This is a genomic window from Reyranella sp. GW821-FHT14A01 (genome assembly GCF_058803965.1).
The window spans coordinates 1-14,345 of sequence record NZ_JBXAPM010000002.1 but is presented as its reverse complement, the minus strand read 5'-3'; the positions used below and the strand labels follow the sequence as shown (position 1 = coordinate 14,345).

Genomic DNA, 14,345 nt, shown 5'->3' with positions numbered 1-14,345 from the left:
ACCCAGGATATGTAACATACTCTAGGCAAGCTCGGACCTTGTTTCTCAGGGGCTCAGAAACGTCGCGGCCGCCACGGCGATCGAGTTGTTGATCATGTGCGCCACGATCGTCGGGACCAGCGAGCCGGTGCGCCAGCGCAGCCAGCCGAACCAGAAGCCCAGCGGCAGGACCAGCAGAATATGCAGGGGTTCTGCATGGGCGGCCGCGAAGGCCAGCGAGCTGAGAACGAAGGCCACGAGATTGCTCCAGCGACCGGCCAGCCAGCCGTAGAGCAGGCCGCGGAAGACCAGTTCTTCCGCGAGCGGGGCCAGCAGGCCCAGGACCGCCAGGGTCTGGAGCGCCCGCGTGCCCTCGATGCCTTCCACGACCTGCCGCACCCCCTCGGGCTGCGGCCCGAGCTGGCTGACGACAAAGGACAGGATCGTGGTACCCAGCACCGCGAAGACGACCGGGCGCCAGCCGACGGGTCGCAAACCCAGGGCGGCCGGCGCGTCGCGGCCCAGCGGCAGGACGGCGACCCCGATGCCTGCCAAGCCTGCCGTGAAGAAGGCGGCCAGCACCGAGAGGTTGGTTTTCTCGGGCAAAGCCCAGACAGCGACCAGCCCGATCAGCGGCGCGGCGACCAGGAAGACCAGCACAGACCAGCCCGGAAGGCGCTGGGAAGCGTTATCAATCAATGGGTTAGGTGGGACGTCCAAGCGTTTTGACTCCTGACGCGGCAGGCTTTATACCCCGCCGGCTCAATCGGTCGTGCCGATTTACAAGGTTCCCCCTTCGGGGAGCTCCGCTGATCCGCGAAGGTTCGCGCATCGGCGCGATACGTCTTTGAGCAAACGGGAGCGTTATGTTCGAGGGTCTTAGCAAGCGTCTTGGTGACGTATTCGACAAGCTGCGGGGGCGCGGTGCGCTTTCCGAGGCCGATGTCGACGCGGCCCTGCGCGAGGTCCGGACGGCCCTGCTCGAGGCCGACGTCGCCCTGCCCGTGGTCCGCCAGTTCGTCGAAGAGGTCCGTCCCAAGGCGATCGGCGCCGATGTCATCCGCTCGGTCACGCCGGGCCAGATGGTCATCAAGATCGTCAATGACCACCTGGTCGAGATGCTGGGCGGCACCGTTGCCGACCTCGACCTCGGCGCCATCCCGCCGGTCGTCATCCTGATGGTCGGTCTGCAGGGCTCGGGCAAGACCACCTCCTCGGCCAAGATCGCCTATCGCCTCAGCCAGGGCCCGCAGGGCATGGCGGCCGAGATGTTCACCGGCACCTTCTCGACGCGGCGCAAGGTCCTGATGGCCTCGCTCGACACGCGTCGCCCGGCCGCGCAGCACCAGCTCAAGGTGCTGGGCGAGCAGACCGGCGTGCCGACCTTGCCGATCGTCCCGCTCGAAATGCCGCTCGCCATCACCCGGCGCGCGCTCGAGACGGCCAAGCGCGAGGGCTTCGACGTCCTCATCCTCGATACGGCCGGCCGCCTGTCGATCGACGAAGAGCTGATGAAGGAGGTCGCCGACATCAGCGACCTCGCCAAGCCGAAGGAAACGCTGCTCGTCGCCGACGCCATGACCGGCCAGGACGCCGTGAATGTGGCCAAGGCCTTCAACGACCGGCTGGCCGTCACCGGCATCGTGCTGACCCGCGTCGACGGCGACGCGCGCGGCGGCGCGGCGCTCTCGATGCGCGCCGTCACCGGCCGCCCGGTCAAGCTGATCGGCGTCGGCGAGAAGTTCGATGCGCTGGAGCCGTTCCATCCCGATCGTATCGCGTCGCGCATCCTCGGCATGGGCGACATCGTCTCGCTGGTCGAGCGCGCCGCCGAGACGATCGACAAGGAAGACGCCGAGAAGCTGGCGGCCAAGGTCCGCAAGGGCCAGTTCGACATGGACGACCTGCTCAGCCAGCTGCGCCAGCTGCGCAAGATGGGCGGTTTGCAGGGGCTGATGGGCATGCTGCCGGGCGCGATGCAGGCCAAGGCCGCGATGTCCAAGGCCAAGATCGACGAGGGCCAGCTGAAGCGCCAGGAGGCCGTCATCCTGTCGATGACGCCGAAGGAACGGCGCAACCCCGACCTGATCCACGCCTCGCGCAAGAAGCGCATCGCCAAGGGCTCGGGCGTGCAGGTGCAGGACGTCAACAAGCTGCTCAAGCAGCATGCCGACATGCTCAAGATGATGAAGCGGGTGAACAAGCTCGGCGACAAGGGATTCATGCGCAGCCTCGGCGGCATGGGCGGCCCGCCCGGTTTTCCGCGCTGAAGGTTCGACGAAGTCAGACACATCAGACGTATCGAAATCGAAAGATAGAAGAGAGGACTTGAGAGAATGATCGCAATCCGCATGACCCGGCACGGCGCCAAGAAGCGTCCGTTCTTCCACATCGTCGTGGCCGACTCGCGCAGCCCGCGCGACGGCCGCTTCATCGAGAAGCTCGGCACGTACAACCCGCTGCTGCCGCGTGACCATGCCCAGCGCCTGACGCTCGACAAGGAGCGCATCGCGCACTGGCTGAAAGTCGGCGCGCAGCCGTCCGACCGCGTCGCCAAGTTCCTGTCGCAGGCCGAGCTGATGAAGCCGCGCGAGCGCCGCGAGCAGACCAAGAAGCCCGTGCCGCGCGCCAAGGCGCAGGAGCGCATGAAGGCCGAGGCTGCTGCGGCCGCTGCCGCCGCGCCGGCCGCCGAGGAAGCTGCGGCCACCTGATCGAGTGGCGGCTTCGATGAGCAAAGGCCTCGTCCTGCTGGGCGTCGTTGCGGCACCCCACGGGGTCCGCGGCCTAGTGCGCATCAGGAGCTTCACCGAGGACCCGATGGCGATCGCCTCCTACGGCGCGCTGTCGGACGAGAAGGGAACGAAAGAGTACCGGGTCGAGGCGCTGAGCTCCGTAAAGGGCGCGGTCCTGGCCCGGATCGAGGGCGTAGCCGATCGCACGGCGGCCGAGGCAGTAAGGGGTTTGCGGCTCTATGTGGAGCGCGAGCTCTTGCCGGAGACGGGCGAGCGGGAATGGTACGAGGCGGACCTGATCGGGCTCGCCGCGTTCGACCGGGAGGGCCGGGATTGGGGGAAGGTCATGGCCTTCCACGATTTCGGCGCCGGGCGGACGATGGAAGTGTCGGGTGGCAGCGCATCGAGGCATTCGGTGATGCTGCCCTTCACCGACGCGGCGGTGCCCGAGATCGACGTCGAGGGCGGCAAGGTCACGGTCGATCCGCCGGCAGGGTTGCTGACGGGTGGGCCGGCGAAGGAGGCGGAGGGCTAACGTGTGGCGCGCGACCGCGCTGACGCTCTTCCCGGAGATGTTTCCGGGCCCGCTGGGCGAGAGCCTGGCCGGCCGGGCGCTGAAGGAAGGCGTGTGGTCGCTGGAGGCCGTCGACATCAGGCGGTTCGCCGGAGACCGCCATCGCACGGTCGACGACGCACCCTTCGGGGGCGGCGCCGGGATGGTGATGAAGCCCGACGTGCTGTCGGCGGCGATCGAGGCGGTCGCGCAGCCGGGGGTGCCGAAGGTGCTGCTTTCGCCAAGGGGCGCGCCGTTCAGTCAGGCGCGCGGGCGGGAGCTGGCGGCGGGGCCGGGCGTGTTGTTGGTGTGTGGTCGGTTCGAGGGCGTCGACGAGAGGGTCATCGAGGCCCAGGCGCTGGAGGAGATATCGGTCGGCGATTTCGTGCTTTCGGGCGGCGAGATCGCGGCCATGGCGATGATGGATTGCTGTGTACGGTTGCTGCCCGGGGTGATGGGCGCGGCGGACTCGGCGAACGAGGAGAGTTTCGAGGACGGATTGTTGGAGTACCCGCACTACACCCGGCCCGCGACCTGGGCAGGGCCCGACGGAATCGAACGGCGCGTGCCGGAGGTTCTGCTCTCGGGTCACCACGGCAAGGTCGCCGAATGGCGGATGAAGCAGCGGGAAGAGATCACGCGGAGGCGGCGGCCCGACCTTTGGGCCGTCCGTCGGACCGCAACTGGAAATGATGAGAAGTGACGAAAGGATGGATGCGATGAACATTCTCGACGCGATCGGCCAGACGACGATCGACAAGGTGCAGGAAGAGCGGCCCGTTCCGTATTTCGAATCGGGCGATACGCTGAAGGTGCACGTGAAGGTGCAGGAAGGTAACCGCGAGCGCCTTCAGGTCTACGAAGGCCTCTGCATCGGCCGCAAGAATGCCGGCGTGAACTCCTCGTTCACGGTGCGCAAGATCAGCTTCGGCGAAGGCGTGGAGCGTGTGTTCCCGCTCTACAGCCCGAGCATCTGGGAAATCGAGGTCGTCCGTAAGGGCGTCGTGCGCCGCGCCAAGCTCTACTACCTGCGCGATCTGCGCGGCAAGGCGAGCCGCATCGCCGAGGACACCGAGGCCCAGCGCGAGCTGCTCGCCACGCAGGCCGAGGAGGCTCTCAAGCGTCCGCGCCGCGAGAAGCTCAAGAAGGAAAAGCCCAAGGAAGAGAAGAACGTCCGCGCCGCCAAGGGCGGCGGAAAGAAGTAGCAGGCACCCCATGGCGTTCCGCAAGAAGTCGGCTACCCCGCCGGCGCCGCCGCCGCCTCCGCGGACCCTGTTCGAGAAGATCTGGGACAGCCACGTCGTCCATCGCCAGGACGACGGCACCTGTGTCATCTACATCGATCGTCACCTCGTTCACGAAGTGACCAGCCCGCAGGCCTTCGAGGGCCTGCGCATGGCGGGACGGCCGGTGCGCCGCCCCGACGCCACGATTGCGGTCGCCGACCACAACACGCCGACGACGGACTTCAGCCAGGGCATCGAGGACGAGGAGTCGCGCGTCCAGGTCGAGACGCTCGAGAAGAACGTCGCCGACTTCCACGTGCCCTACTTCGACCTGAACGATCCGCGCCGCGGCATCGTGCACGTGATCGGCCCCGAGCAGGGCCTCACCCTGCCCGGCATGACGATCGTGTGCGGCGACAGCCACACCTCGACGCACGGCGCGTTCGGCGCGCTGGCCTTCGGCATCGGCACCTCCGAGGTCGAGCATGTGCTCGCCACGCAGACGCTGATCCAGAAGCCGGCCAAGAACATGCGCGTCGCGGTCGAGGGCAGCCTGCCGCTCGGCGTCACCGCCAAGGACGTCATCCTGGCCATCATCGGCAAGCTCGGCACGGCCGGCGGCACCGGCTACGTGATCGAGTATGCCGGCCGCGCCATCCGCGAGCTCACGATGGAAGGCCGCATGACGGTCTGCAACATGTCGATCGAGGCGGGCGCCCGCGCTGGCCTGATCGCGCCCGACGACACGACGTTCCAGTATCTCGCCGGCCGGCCGTTCGCGCCGAAGGGCGGAGCCTGGGATCTGGCGCTCAGCCAGTGGCGTCGCCTGCCGTCCGACAAGGGCGCGCACTTCGACGTGCAGCTTGACCTCAACGCCTCGGACATTCCGCCGATGGTGACCTGGGGCACGAGCCCGCAGGACGCGCTGCCGATCACCGACGTGATTCCCGACCCGGCCAATGCGCCGGACGAGAATCGCCGCGAGGCCTGGACCCGGTCGCTCGCCTATATGGGCCTGACGCCGGGCACGCGCCTCGTCGACGTGCCGATCGATCGCGTGTTCATCGGCTCCTGCACCAACGGTCGCATCGAGGATCTACGCGCCGCCGCCGAGATCGCCAAGGGCCGCAAGGTCGCCGCGAACGTGTCGGCGATGGTCGTTCCGGGCTCCGGCCTGGTGAAGGCCGAGGCCGAGCGGGAAGGTCTGGACAAGATCTTCATCGAGGCCGGCTTCGAATGGCGCCTGCAGGGTTGCTCGATGTGCCTGGCGATGAACGCCGACCGCATCGAGCCCGGTCAGCGCTGCGCCTCGACGTCGAACCGCAACTTCGAGGGCCGTCAGGGCCGCGGCGGGCGCACCCATCTGGTGAGCCCGGCCATGGCCGCCGCTGCCGCCATCCGGGGCACGCTCGCGGACGTTCGCGACTTCCAGTAGACGCCGTCTTCTCTGTGAAAGACGAAAAACGGGCGACCCCGAAGGGCCGCCCGTTTCCATTTGCAGTCAGATACGCTCATAGCCAATGTAACAGGGCGGTTTCGCGATCCTCGTGGGAGAGATACATGGCCAGCGTTCCAAATTCGGGTTCCGCCGTCCCGCCCCCACCGCCCGTCTGGGACGCTCGACCACCTGAAGCGCAGTTGCACTACGCCGGATTCTGGCTGCGCACACTCGCGGCCGTGATCGACAGCATCATTCTCATCGTCGCCAATCGGGTGCTTAGCTTCTTCCTCGTTGCCCCGGTCGCTCCTCCTACGGAATTCAAGAGTTTCGAAGCTGTGTTGGCCTACGCCAATGCCGCGATGCCGCTGCAGCAGATCATTCTCTACTCCGTGATCGTCTGGGCTTACTTCTCCCTTCAGGAGAGTTCGCCCGCACAGGCAACGCTGGGCAAGCGCGCGCTCGGCATTCGCGTGACAACGCCCGACGGCGCCCGGCTGGATTTCACCAAGGCCTCGCTCAGGGCCTGGCCCATGTTCCTGCCCAATGCCGCCTGGCTGCTGGGCTTCGGGATGGCGTCACTGGTCGGCCTCGCTGCCTTGATTGCGTGCGTCACCGTCGCTTTTTCAAGCCGAAAGCGGGGTATCCACGACATGATGGCCCGCGCACTGGTCGTGCGGGGATAGGCACCGGTCGTATCGGGACGAGCGGACGGGAGCTTGCCCTTCCCTCGCCGAATGCGGTCCGGACGGCTTGACCGCGGCCCGGAAAGCCCGTTTATTCCGGCCTTTCCGGGAGGTCTCATGGAGAAATTCACGACGCTGAGCGGCGTCGCTGCGCCGCTGCCCATGGTCAATGTCGACACCGACATGATCATTCCGAAGCAGTTCCTGAAGACCATCAAGCGCACGGGCCTCAAGGAAGGCCTGTTCTACGAGATGCGCTGGACGGCGGACGGCCAGAAGAAGGACTTCGTCCTCGACCAGCCGGCCTACCAGAATGCCAAGATCATCGTGGCAGGTCCCAACTTCGGCTGCGGCTCGAGCCGCGAGCACGCGCCCTGGGCGCTGCTCGACTTCGGCATCCGCTGCATCATCTCCGAGGACTTCGCGGACATCTTCTACAACAACTGCTTCAAGAACGGCATTCTGCCGATCCGGATGCCGAAGGAGATCATCGCCAAGCTGATGGACGATGCCAGCCGCGGCTCGAACGCGATCATCGAGGTCGACCTCGAGAAGCAGGAGATCAAGGGTCCGGACGGCGGCACCGTCCATTTCGAGATCGACCCGTTCCGCAAGAAGTGCCTGCTGGAAGGCCTCGACGATATCGGCCTGACCATGGAGAAGGGCTCGGACATCGACGCTTTCGAGCGCCGCCAGAGCGAGGCCCAGCCCTGGCTGCACGGCGCGTCCTGAGCTCCACACCGTAACACCCGCACGCTGTCATCCCGAGCATAGCGAGGGACCCTTCCACGGACTGAGTAAGGGTCCCTCGCTCCGCTCGGGATGACACCGGGTTCTTGAACTGCAAGCCACCAATCAACGGAAGACCTGACCATCATGGCGTCCAATCGCAATCTGCTCGTGCTGCCCGGCGACGGCATCGGCCCCGAGGTGATGAACGAAGTCCGCAAGATCATTGCCTGGATGGGCAAGAAGCGCGCGATCGGCTTCGACATCCAGGAAGACCTCGTCGGCGGCGCCGCCCTCGACAAGCACGGCGTGCCGCTCAGCGACGACGCCATGAAGACCGCGCTGGAGGCCGATGCCGTGCTGTTCGGCTCGGTCGGCGGCCCGAAGTGGGACACCGCCGACTTCAGCAAGAAGCCGGAGCGCGGTCTGCTGCGCCTGCGCAAGGAGATGGACCTCTTCGCCAACCTGCGCCCGGCCAAGGTGTTCGACGCGCTGGTCGATGCTTCCTCGTTGAAGCCCGAGATCGTCAAGGGTCTCGACATCATGATCATCCGCGAGCTGACCAGCGGCGTCTATTTCGGCGAGCCGCGCGGCCGCCACACCAACGCCAACGGCGAGGTCGAGGCCTACGACACGCAACGCTACACGGCCCCCGAGATCCGCCGCGTCTGCGCCGTCGCCTTCGAACTGGCGCGCAAGCGCAAGAACAAGGTGCTTTCCTCGGAGAAGGCCAACGTCATGCACACCGGCGTGCTGTGGCGCGAGGAGGCGACGAAGCTGCACAAGGAGAAGTACTCCGACGTGAAGCTCGATCACATGTATGCCGACGCGCTCGCCATGCAGCTGCTGCGCGCGCCGAAGGAATTCGACGTGATCGTCACCGACAACCTGTTCGGCGACATCCTGTCCGACGAAGCCTCGATGCTGACCGGCTCGCTGGGCCTCCTGCCGTCGGCCTCGCTCGGTGCGCCCGACGCCACCGGCCGCCGCAAGGCGCTGTACGAGCCGATCCACGGCAGTGCGCCCGACATCGCGGGCAAGGGCCTGGCCAATCCGATCGCCCAGACGCTCAGCTACGCGATGATGCTCCGCTACTCCTTCGACCTCGGCAAGGACGCCGACATGGTCGAGCTGGCCGTCGAGAACGTGCTGAAGGCGGGCTACCGCACCGGCGATCTCCTGGTGGGCAAGACCGACGGCGTGAAGAAGGTCGGCACCCAGGAAATGGGCGACGCCATCGTCAAGGAACTCGACCGCCTGGCGTAGTCTTTCACCCTCCCCATTCAGATGGGGAGGTGTCGTCGTCTTACGACGACGGAGGGGTCATAGCGGTCGTTCGTCCTTCGGCGCTCTCGGACATTGCAAAGCAATGTCCTGTCGCTCAACGGGCTGAGCTTCGCTCAGCCTTAGCGATCGACATCGACGGCGCGATCCACGGCCGTCGCGAAGGCGGTCATATCCGCCGGCGAGAGATCGGACACGGCGCGCATGTCGAAGCCGGCATGGCGCCATTCGGCGAGACCGAACCCATCGCGCTGCGTGACCGTCGGCGCGAGATTGCCGCCGGCCTTGGCCGGCCACAGGCTCAGCACGACGCGATGCTGGTTGCGGCGATAGACCAGCACCGCGATCTTGCGGCCGTCGACCACGTCGAGCCGGCCGCCGATCAGCGGAAAACCTTCTGCCGTCAGGTCATGCACCGGCGGGGCATAGTCGATGCGACCAGCGAACCACGGCTTCACCGTGTGGCGATCCGAAGAGGCGACCTCGACCGGCGCCTCGGCCATCGCCACGCGCAGATAGCTCGCGATCGCCTCATTCGACTCGCGCCCGCTTTCGCTCGTGAGCGTGCCGCCCAGCCAGCCGATGCCCACCGCAACGGCCAGGCTGGCCGCCATCGCCGACCATCGCATCCAGGGACGCTGCTTGGGCTGGGGCTCGCTTACGGTCGCACGCAGCTCGCGCTCGATCCGCGCGCGCAGAAGATCCGGTGTCCGTTCCATCGGCAGGGCGCGCAGCAGGCCACTGACCGCGCGCGCCGCTTCCAGCCGCCGACGGCAGTCCGGGCAGCTCGTCAGCGCCTCTTCGAAGGCCGCGCTTTCCCGTGCCGACAGCTCGCCGTCGACATAGGCGTCGACCGATGCCTCACAGGTCCGGCAGTCCATGCTCGCTCCTTCCGAGGCGGCCGCGCAACTCGGCCGCCAGTTTCTCGCGCGCCCGCGCCAGGCGGGACATGACCGTGCCGATCGGCAGATCGAGCACCGCCGCGATCTGCTTGTAGGAGAGGTCCTCGACCTCGCGCAGCACGAGGACCTCGCGAACGTCCACCGGCAGGGCCGCCAGCGCGGCCGCCACATGGCGTCGCCGGTCGCCGGCCAGCGCGCTCTCCTCCGGATCGGGACCGTCGCCAGCGCGTTCGGCGGCGGCCTCCAGCGGCAGCGCGTCGGCGCCCTTGCCGCTTACCGAATCAGTCCATGTGTTGCGCACGATGCGCAGCAGCCACGGCCGCGCCTCCTCGCCGCGGAACGCATGGAAGTAGCGCAGCGCCCGCAGCATCGATTCCTGCGCGAGGTCCTGCGCCGCCACCGGATCGCGCGTCAGCCAGCGGGCGAAGCCATAGGCCGAGTCGAGATGCGGCAGCACGGTGACGCGGAACCGTTCGAGCGTCTGGCGATCGGGCTTCGGCGCGTCGGACATGCACCCCATAGGACAGCAATACCGGTCGAGGGTCGATTTTATTCCAACCCGGAAATTCCCGGAATAGACGCGGCCCCGCGCCGGTAGTCCCCCGCAGTTCCGACTCCGGAACCAAGGAGCACATCATGCTGCAACGGGATCGTCGCGATTTCCTCAAGCTCGCCGGGATGGCAGGCGTCACCTTCACGGCCGGACTGTTCCCGCACGGGCCGGCCTCGGCCCAGGCGGCCAACGATTTCCACTTCGTGCAATTCTCGGACACGCATTGGGGCTTCAAGGGCGCCGCCAATCCCGATGCCGAGAACACGCTCGCGAAGGCGGTGGCGACGGTGAACGGCCTCGCCAACCCGCCGGATTTCATCGTCTTCACCGGCGATCTCACCCACACGACCGACGACGCCAAGGAGCGGCGCACCCGCATGCAGCGCTTCCGCGAGATCGTCTCGGCACTGCGCGTGAAGGACGTCCGCTTCATGCCGGGCGAACACGATGCCTCGCTCGACAAGGGCGAGGCCTACAAGGAATTCTTCGGCGCGCTGAACTATACGTTCGACCACAAGGGCGTGCATTTCATCGCCCTCGACAATGTCAGCGATCCCGCCGCGAAGCTGGGCGACGAGCAACTCGCCTGGCTGGCCGCCGACCTCAAGCAGCGCAAGGCCGACGATCGCATCGTCGTGCTGACCCATCGCCCGCTGTTCGACCTGAAGCCCGACTGGGACTGGACCACCGCCGACGGCGCCCAGGCGATCGAGCTGCTGATGCCGTACAGCAACGTCGTGGTGTTCTACGGGCACATCCACCAGGAGCACCATCACATGACGGGCCACATCGCCCATCACGCGGCCAAGTCGCTGATCTTCCCGCTGGTGGCGCCGGGCTCGCAGCCCAGGCGTGCACCCAGGCCCTACGATCCCGCCCAGCCCGATCTCGGCACCCGCGACGTCACCGTGGGCACGAAGGTGAGCTTCGTCGAACTGCCGGTCACCCGGAGCTGAGCATGAAGCGCAGGTTTCTAGTGATGCTGGGTGTGCCGCTCATCTTCGCGGCGGCACGCCTGGCGGCCGAGACGCCGCCCGAGGTGCGGATCAGTGCGAAGAAGTTCGAGTTCCATCCCAACAAGGTGACCGTGAAGCTCGGCCAGCCCGTGCTCCTCGTGCTCACCTCGGAAGACCGCATCCACGGCTTCAAGATTCCCGAACTCGGCATCCGCACCGACATCGTGCCGGGCCAAGAAACGCGCGTGGCACTGACGCCGCAGAAGGCCGGCAGCTTCACCTTCTTCTGTGACGTCTTCTGCGGCGACGGCCATGAAGACATGGACGGCACGCTGATCGTCGAGGCGTGAGCAGGTCGCGTCTTGAAGAGAAGGGAAAGGTCCCTCACTGCGTTCGGGATGACAATATTGTTGGAGTTGTCGCAGTGCGTCAGCGCGAAAAAGCTGTCATCCCGAACGCAGTGAGGGACCTTTGGCTTAAGTGCGATAGCCCTGGGCGACGTTCTCGAGGGGCGAGGGTGTTTCTGCTTCTGCGCTCGCTCTATCGCAGGATCGACCCCAGCACGCCGCGCAGGACGGCACCGCCGATTGTGGCGCCGATGCTGCCGGCCTTGCCCTTGCCGAACACCGCCTTCGCCGCCTCGCGCGCGGCGATGGTGGCGGCGCTGCGGCCCGCGGCCTTGACGACGGTAATGCCCACCGAGTCGCGCTGACGGCCGGCCGGCGCCCTCCGCGGTTCCGGCGTGGGCGGTTGGGGCTGCGGCTGTGCCTTCTTGAGGCGCGGCTCGGGCCGGGGCGCCGGCGGGATCGGCTGTTCGACTTCGGCCGGCGGTGGATCGTTGCGCGGTCCCCATGGCCCGGTCGTTGCCGGCACGGTGGGCGGCACCGATCCATACTGGCCGCGGCGGCGCGGTGACGGAGCCGGTTCGGGCTCGGCCGCTGCGGCGACGCGGCCGGTCAGAACTTCATAGGCCGATTCGCGATCGACGACCTTGTCGTACTTGCCGGCCAGCGGACTCGCGGCCATCACGGCGGCGCATTCCTCGGCCGTCGCCGGCCCGATACGGCCCTGCGGCGGCGCGATGAAGCAGCGCTCGACCGGGAACGGCACACCCTTGGCGTCGAGGAACGACAGCAGCGCTTCGCCCACACCGAGTTCGGTGATGGCCTGCGCGGCATTGAAGGCCTTGTTGGGACGGAACGTCTCGGCCGCCACCTTCACCGCCTTCTGGTCACGCGGCGTGAAGGCGCGCAACGCATGCTGCACCCGGTTGCCGAGCTGGCCCAGCACCGACTCCGGCACGTCGAGCGGATTCTGCGTGATGAAGTAGATGCCGACACCCTTGGAGCGGATCAGCCGCACGACCTGCTCGATGCGCGACAGCAGCGCCTTGGGCGCATCGTCGAACAGCAGATGCGCCTCGTCGAAGAAGAACACGAACTTCGGCTTGTCGAGGTCTCCCACCTCGGGCAGCGATTCGAACAGCTCCGACAACAGCCACAGCAGGAAGGTCGCGTAGAGGCGCGGGCTCTGCATCAGCCGGTCGGCGGCCAGAATGTTGATCGCCCCGAGGCCCGCGGGATCGCAGCACATCATGTCGGTCAACGCCAGCGCCGGCTCGCCGAAGAAGCCTTCGCCGCCCTGCTGGCTGAGCGTCAGGAGCTGGCGCTGGATGGTGCCGACCGACTGCTTGCTGACATTGCCGAATTCCGTGGTGAGCGTGCCGGCATTCTCGGCCACCCATTGCAGCAGCGCCTGCAGGTCCTTGAAATCGAGCAGCAGCAGGCCCTGCTGGTCGGCCAGCTTGAAGACGATGTTGAGCACGCCTTCCTGCGTCTCGTTGAGCTGCAGCAGGCGGGCCATCAGCACCGGCCCGACTTCGCTCACCGTCGTGCGGATGGGATGGCCCTTCTCGCCGAACAGGTCCCAGAAGATCGTCGGGAAGGCGCGGCCGGCATAGCCGTCGATGCCGAGCTGCTTCGCCCGCTCGAGCGCCCGCGGATTGTTGCCGCCGGGCTGACTCACACCGGAGAGATCGCCCTTCACGTCTGCCATGAAGACCGGCACGCCGTAGGCGGAGAAGCCCTCGGCGATGGTCTGCAGGGTCACCGTCTTGCCCGTGCCGGTCGCGCCGGCGATCAGGCCGTGGCGGTTGGCATACTTCAGCAGGAGATACTGGTCGGCTTCGCTTGCTCCCACGAAGATCGCGTCGTCGCTCATGCCGTCTCCCTTGCACCTGGCCAGACTTTAGCCAAAGCGGCCGGTCCATAGTAGGTTAGCCGCATGTCCCTGCCCCGTCTCGCCCTCGCCGTGATCGGCGATGAAATCGGCCCGTCCCTCGATGAAATGATCTCCTTCTGCAGCGAAAACGAGGTGCGCCGCCTCGATATGCGCACGGTGGAGGGAAGGAACCTGCTGGGCATGTCGCTCGAGGAAGGTGGCGCCATCGCGCGCCGGATCGAGCAGGCCGGCCTCACCGTCCCGACCTTCGTATCGCCTCTCCTGAAGTGGGCGGCACCCGGCAAGGGCACCGAGGGTCGCAAGGTCGACTTCGCCTTCGATCCGGCCGACTGCCCTGCCGACGATCCGCTGGTGCATGCCTTCGACATGGCCACCGTGTTCGGCGCCGAGAAGATCCGCGTCTTCAGCCACCTGCGCTATCCCGGTTACAAGCCGGACGATCTTTTCGGACGGTTCGAGCGGCTGGCCGATCTCGCGCTCACCTATTCCATCAACGTCGAGATCGAGAACGAGTCGGTCTGCAACATCGGCTCCCTGGCCGAACTCGCCGATTTCTTCACCACGATGGAAGAGGCGATGGCGCCCAACGCGATGCCGGCCCATCTGCGCCCGCTGGTCGATATCGGCAATGCCTGGTCGATGGGCGCACCGCCGACCAATGCCGAGATCGCCGTGCTGGCCCCTCTCGTGGACCTCATCCATCTCAAGGACCGCGACCTGTCGGCCAAGCGCACCGTCCCGCTGGGCGACGGCGACGTTCCGTGGGCCAAGGAACTCACGCGCCTGCTGACCGAGGCGACCAAGGCCCCCAACCCGGTCAGGGAAATTCACGCCAGCATCGAGACGCACTGCCCACAGGACGGCCGCAACGCCACGGCCCGCTCCGTCGCCGCGCTGCGCCGGATCGCATCAGAGATCGGTGTCGAGGTCGTCTAGGCTCATTGGAGCGCGCCACTCCAGTGGCGCAATTATGATCATGAGCGCCACTGGAGGCCGGTGAAGATGCCTTCCTTCTGCGCCAGCGCCTTGGCCCACTTGATCCCCTCGGCGCCGGCGATCGGCAGGC

Annotated in this window: 16 protein-coding genes; 12 read left to right on the top strand and 4 right to left on the bottom strand. The window is 66.8% G+C overall.

Annotated features, from left to right (window positions below; genetic code table 11):
* Positions 1-45: 45 nt before the first annotated feature.
* The gene (locus AC1ROX_RS03795) at positions 46-699 is read right to left on the bottom strand and encodes a CPBP family intramembrane glutamic endopeptidase (protein ID WP_493122562.1); all 654 of its coding nucleotides are present in this window, start codon (positions 697-699) and stop codon (positions 46-48) included.
* 146 nt (positions 700-845) lie between these two features.
* Between AC1ROX_RS03795 and ffh the strand changes: the two genes are divergently transcribed.
* The 9 genes from ffh to leuB all read left to right on the top strand — a co-directional run bounded on the left by ffh (position 846) and on the right by leuB (position 8,609).
* Complete coding sequence (gene ffh, locus AC1ROX_RS03790; RefSeq protein WP_493122560.1) at positions 846-2,249, top strand: signal recognition particle protein; 1,404 nt, start codon at positions 846-848, stop codon at positions 2,247-2,249.
* Positions 2,250-2,315: 66 nt separating this feature from the next.
* Positions 2,316-2,690, top strand: coding sequence for a 30S ribosomal protein S16 (gene rpsP, locus AC1ROX_RS03785; protein ID WP_493122558.1), 375 nt, complete (start codon positions 2,316-2,318; stop codon positions 2,688-2,690).
* Between the two features lie 16 nt (positions 2,691-2,706).
* The gene (gene rimM / locus AC1ROX_RS03780; protein ID WP_493122556.1) at positions 2,707-3,246 is read left to right on the top strand and encodes a ribosome maturation factor RimM; all 540 of its coding nucleotides are present in this window, start codon (positions 2,707-2,709) and stop codon (positions 3,244-3,246) included.
* Between the two features lies 1 nt (position 3,247).
* A complete protein-coding gene (trmD, locus tag AC1ROX_RS03775; protein WP_493122554.1) occupies positions 3,248-3,967 on the top strand; it encodes a tRNA (guanosine(37)-N1)-methyltransferase TrmD in 720 nt (239 codons plus the stop codon).
* Between the two features lie 16 nt (positions 3,968-3,983).
* The gene (rplS, locus tag AC1ROX_RS03770) at positions 3,984-4,469 is read left to right on the top strand and encodes a 50S ribosomal protein L19 (protein ID WP_493122552.1); all 486 of its coding nucleotides are present in this window, start codon (positions 3,984-3,986) and stop codon (positions 4,467-4,469) included.
* A 10-nt stretch (positions 4,470-4,479) separates the two neighbouring features.
* Positions 4,480-5,925: a 3-isopropylmalate dehydratase large subunit gene (gene leuC, locus AC1ROX_RS03765; protein ID WP_493122551.1), complete on the top strand. Its 1,446-nt coding sequence runs from the start codon at positions 4,480-4,482 to the stop codon at positions 5,923-5,925.
* A gap of 125 nt (positions 5,926-6,050) precedes the next feature.
* Complete coding sequence (locus AC1ROX_RS03760; RefSeq protein WP_493122549.1) at positions 6,051-6,614, top strand: RDD family protein; 564 nt, start codon at positions 6,051-6,053, stop codon at positions 6,612-6,614.
* A gap of 117 nt (positions 6,615-6,731) precedes the next feature.
* The gene (gene leuD / locus AC1ROX_RS03755) at positions 6,732-7,346 is read left to right on the top strand and encodes a 3-isopropylmalate dehydratase small subunit (RefSeq protein WP_493122547.1); all 615 of its coding nucleotides are present in this window, start codon (positions 6,732-6,734) and stop codon (positions 7,344-7,346) included.
* 144 nt (positions 7,347-7,490) lie between these two features.
* Positions 7,491-8,609, top strand: coding sequence for a 3-isopropylmalate dehydrogenase (leuB, locus tag AC1ROX_RS03750; RefSeq protein WP_493122545.1), 1,119 nt, complete (start codon positions 7,491-7,493; stop codon positions 8,607-8,609).
* Between the two features lie 140 nt (positions 8,610-8,749).
* Here the strand turns inward: leuB and AC1ROX_RS03745 are convergent, their stop codons facing one another.
* Together AC1ROX_RS03745 and AC1ROX_RS03740 are read right to left on the bottom strand one after the other, a co-directional pair.
* Positions 8,750-9,508, bottom strand: a complete 759-nt coding sequence (locus AC1ROX_RS03745; RefSeq protein WP_493122543.1) for an anti-sigma factor family protein — start codon at positions 9,506-9,508, stop codon at positions 8,750-8,752.
* A complete protein-coding gene (locus AC1ROX_RS03740) occupies positions 9,489-10,040 on the bottom strand; it encodes a sigma-70 family RNA polymerase sigma factor (RefSeq protein ID WP_493122541.1) in 552 nt (183 codons plus the stop codon). Before AC1ROX_RS03740 ends, AC1ROX_RS03745 begins: the two co-directional genes overlap by 20 nt.
* Before the next feature lie 125 nt (positions 10,041-10,165).
* Between AC1ROX_RS03740 and AC1ROX_RS03735 the strand changes: the two genes are divergently transcribed.
* On the top strand, positions 10,166-11,038 hold the full coding sequence (locus tag AC1ROX_RS03735) for a metallophosphoesterase family protein (protein WP_493122539.1): 873 nt from the start codon (positions 10,166-10,168) through the stop codon (positions 11,036-11,038).
* A 2-nt stretch (positions 11,039-11,040) separates the two neighbouring features.
* Positions 11,041-11,388 carry a cupredoxin domain-containing protein gene (locus AC1ROX_RS03730; protein ID WP_493122537.1) on the top strand — a complete coding sequence of 116 codons (348 nt, stop codon included), beginning with the start codon at positions 11,041-11,043 and terminating at the stop codon, positions 11,386-11,388.
* 190 nt (positions 11,389-11,578) lie between these two features.
* On the opposite strand, the gene AC1ROX_RS03725 is transcribed toward AC1ROX_RS03730, so the two are convergent.
* Positions 11,579-13,258 carry a helicase HerA-like domain-containing protein gene (locus AC1ROX_RS03725; RefSeq protein ID WP_493122535.1) on the bottom strand — a complete coding sequence of 560 codons (1,680 nt, stop codon included), beginning with the start codon at positions 13,256-13,258 and terminating at the stop codon, positions 11,579-11,581.
* Between the two features lie 63 nt (positions 13,259-13,321).
* Here AC1ROX_RS03725 and AC1ROX_RS03720 point away from each other — a divergent pair, with 63 nt between their 5' ends.
* Positions 13,322-14,215, top strand: coding sequence for a sugar phosphate isomerase/epimerase family protein (locus AC1ROX_RS03720; protein WP_493122534.1), 894 nt, complete (start codon positions 13,322-13,324; stop codon positions 14,213-14,215).
* Positions 14,216-14,345 lie beyond the last annotated feature (130 nt).

What these genes read in the sequence shown, in the direction of transcription:
- ffh (WP_493122560.1), top strand. Translation starts at nt 846, where the DNA reads ATGTTCGAGGGTCTTAGCAAGCGTCTTGGTGACGTATTCGACAAGCTG.
- rpsP (WP_493122558.1), top strand. Translation starts at nt 2,316, where the DNA reads ATGATCGCAATCCGCATGACCCGGCACGGCGCCAAGAAGCGTCCGTTC.
- rimM (WP_493122556.1), top strand. Translation starts at nt 2,707, where the DNA reads ATGAGCAAAGGCCTCGTCCTGCTGGGCGTCGTTGCGGCACCCCACGGG.
- rplS (WP_493122552.1), top strand. Translation starts at nt 3,984, where the DNA reads ATGAACATTCTCGACGCGATCGGCCAGACGACGATCGACAAGGTGCAG.
- leuC (WP_493122551.1), top strand. Translation starts at nt 4,480, where the DNA reads ATGGCGTTCCGCAAGAAGTCGGCTACCCCGCCGGCGCCGCCGCCGCCT.
- AC1ROX_RS03760 (WP_493122549.1), top strand. Translation starts at nt 6,051, where the DNA reads ATGGCCAGCGTTCCAAATTCGGGTTCCGCCGTCCCGCCCCCACCGCCC.
- leuD (WP_493122547.1), top strand. Translation starts at nt 6,732, where the DNA reads ATGGAGAAATTCACGACGCTGAGCGGCGTCGCTGCGCCGCTGCCCATG.
- leuB (WP_493122545.1), top strand. Translation starts at nt 7,491, where the DNA reads ATGGCGTCCAATCGCAATCTGCTCGTGCTGCCCGGCGACGGCATCGGC.
- AC1ROX_RS03745 (WP_493122543.1), bottom strand. Translation starts at nt 9,508, where the DNA reads ATGGACTGCCGGACCTGTGAGGCATCGGTCGACGCCTATGTCGACGGC.
- AC1ROX_RS03740 (WP_493122541.1), bottom strand. Translation starts at nt 10,040, where the DNA reads ATGTCCGACGCGCCGAAGCCCGATCGCCAGACGCTCGAACGGTTCCGC.
- AC1ROX_RS03735 (WP_493122539.1), top strand. Translation starts at nt 10,166, where the DNA reads ATGCTGCAACGGGATCGTCGCGATTTCCTCAAGCTCGCCGGGATGGCA.
- AC1ROX_RS03730 (WP_493122537.1), top strand. Translation starts at nt 11,041, where the DNA reads ATGAAGCGCAGGTTTCTAGTGATGCTGGGTGTGCCGCTCATCTTCGCG.
- AC1ROX_RS03725 (WP_493122535.1), bottom strand. Translation starts at nt 13,258, where the DNA reads ATGAGCGACGACGCGATCTTCGTGGGAGCAAGCGAAGCCGACCAGTAT.
- AC1ROX_RS03720 (WP_493122534.1), top strand. Translation starts at nt 13,322, where the DNA reads ATGTCCCTGCCCCGTCTCGCCCTCGCCGTGATCGGCGATGAAATCGGC.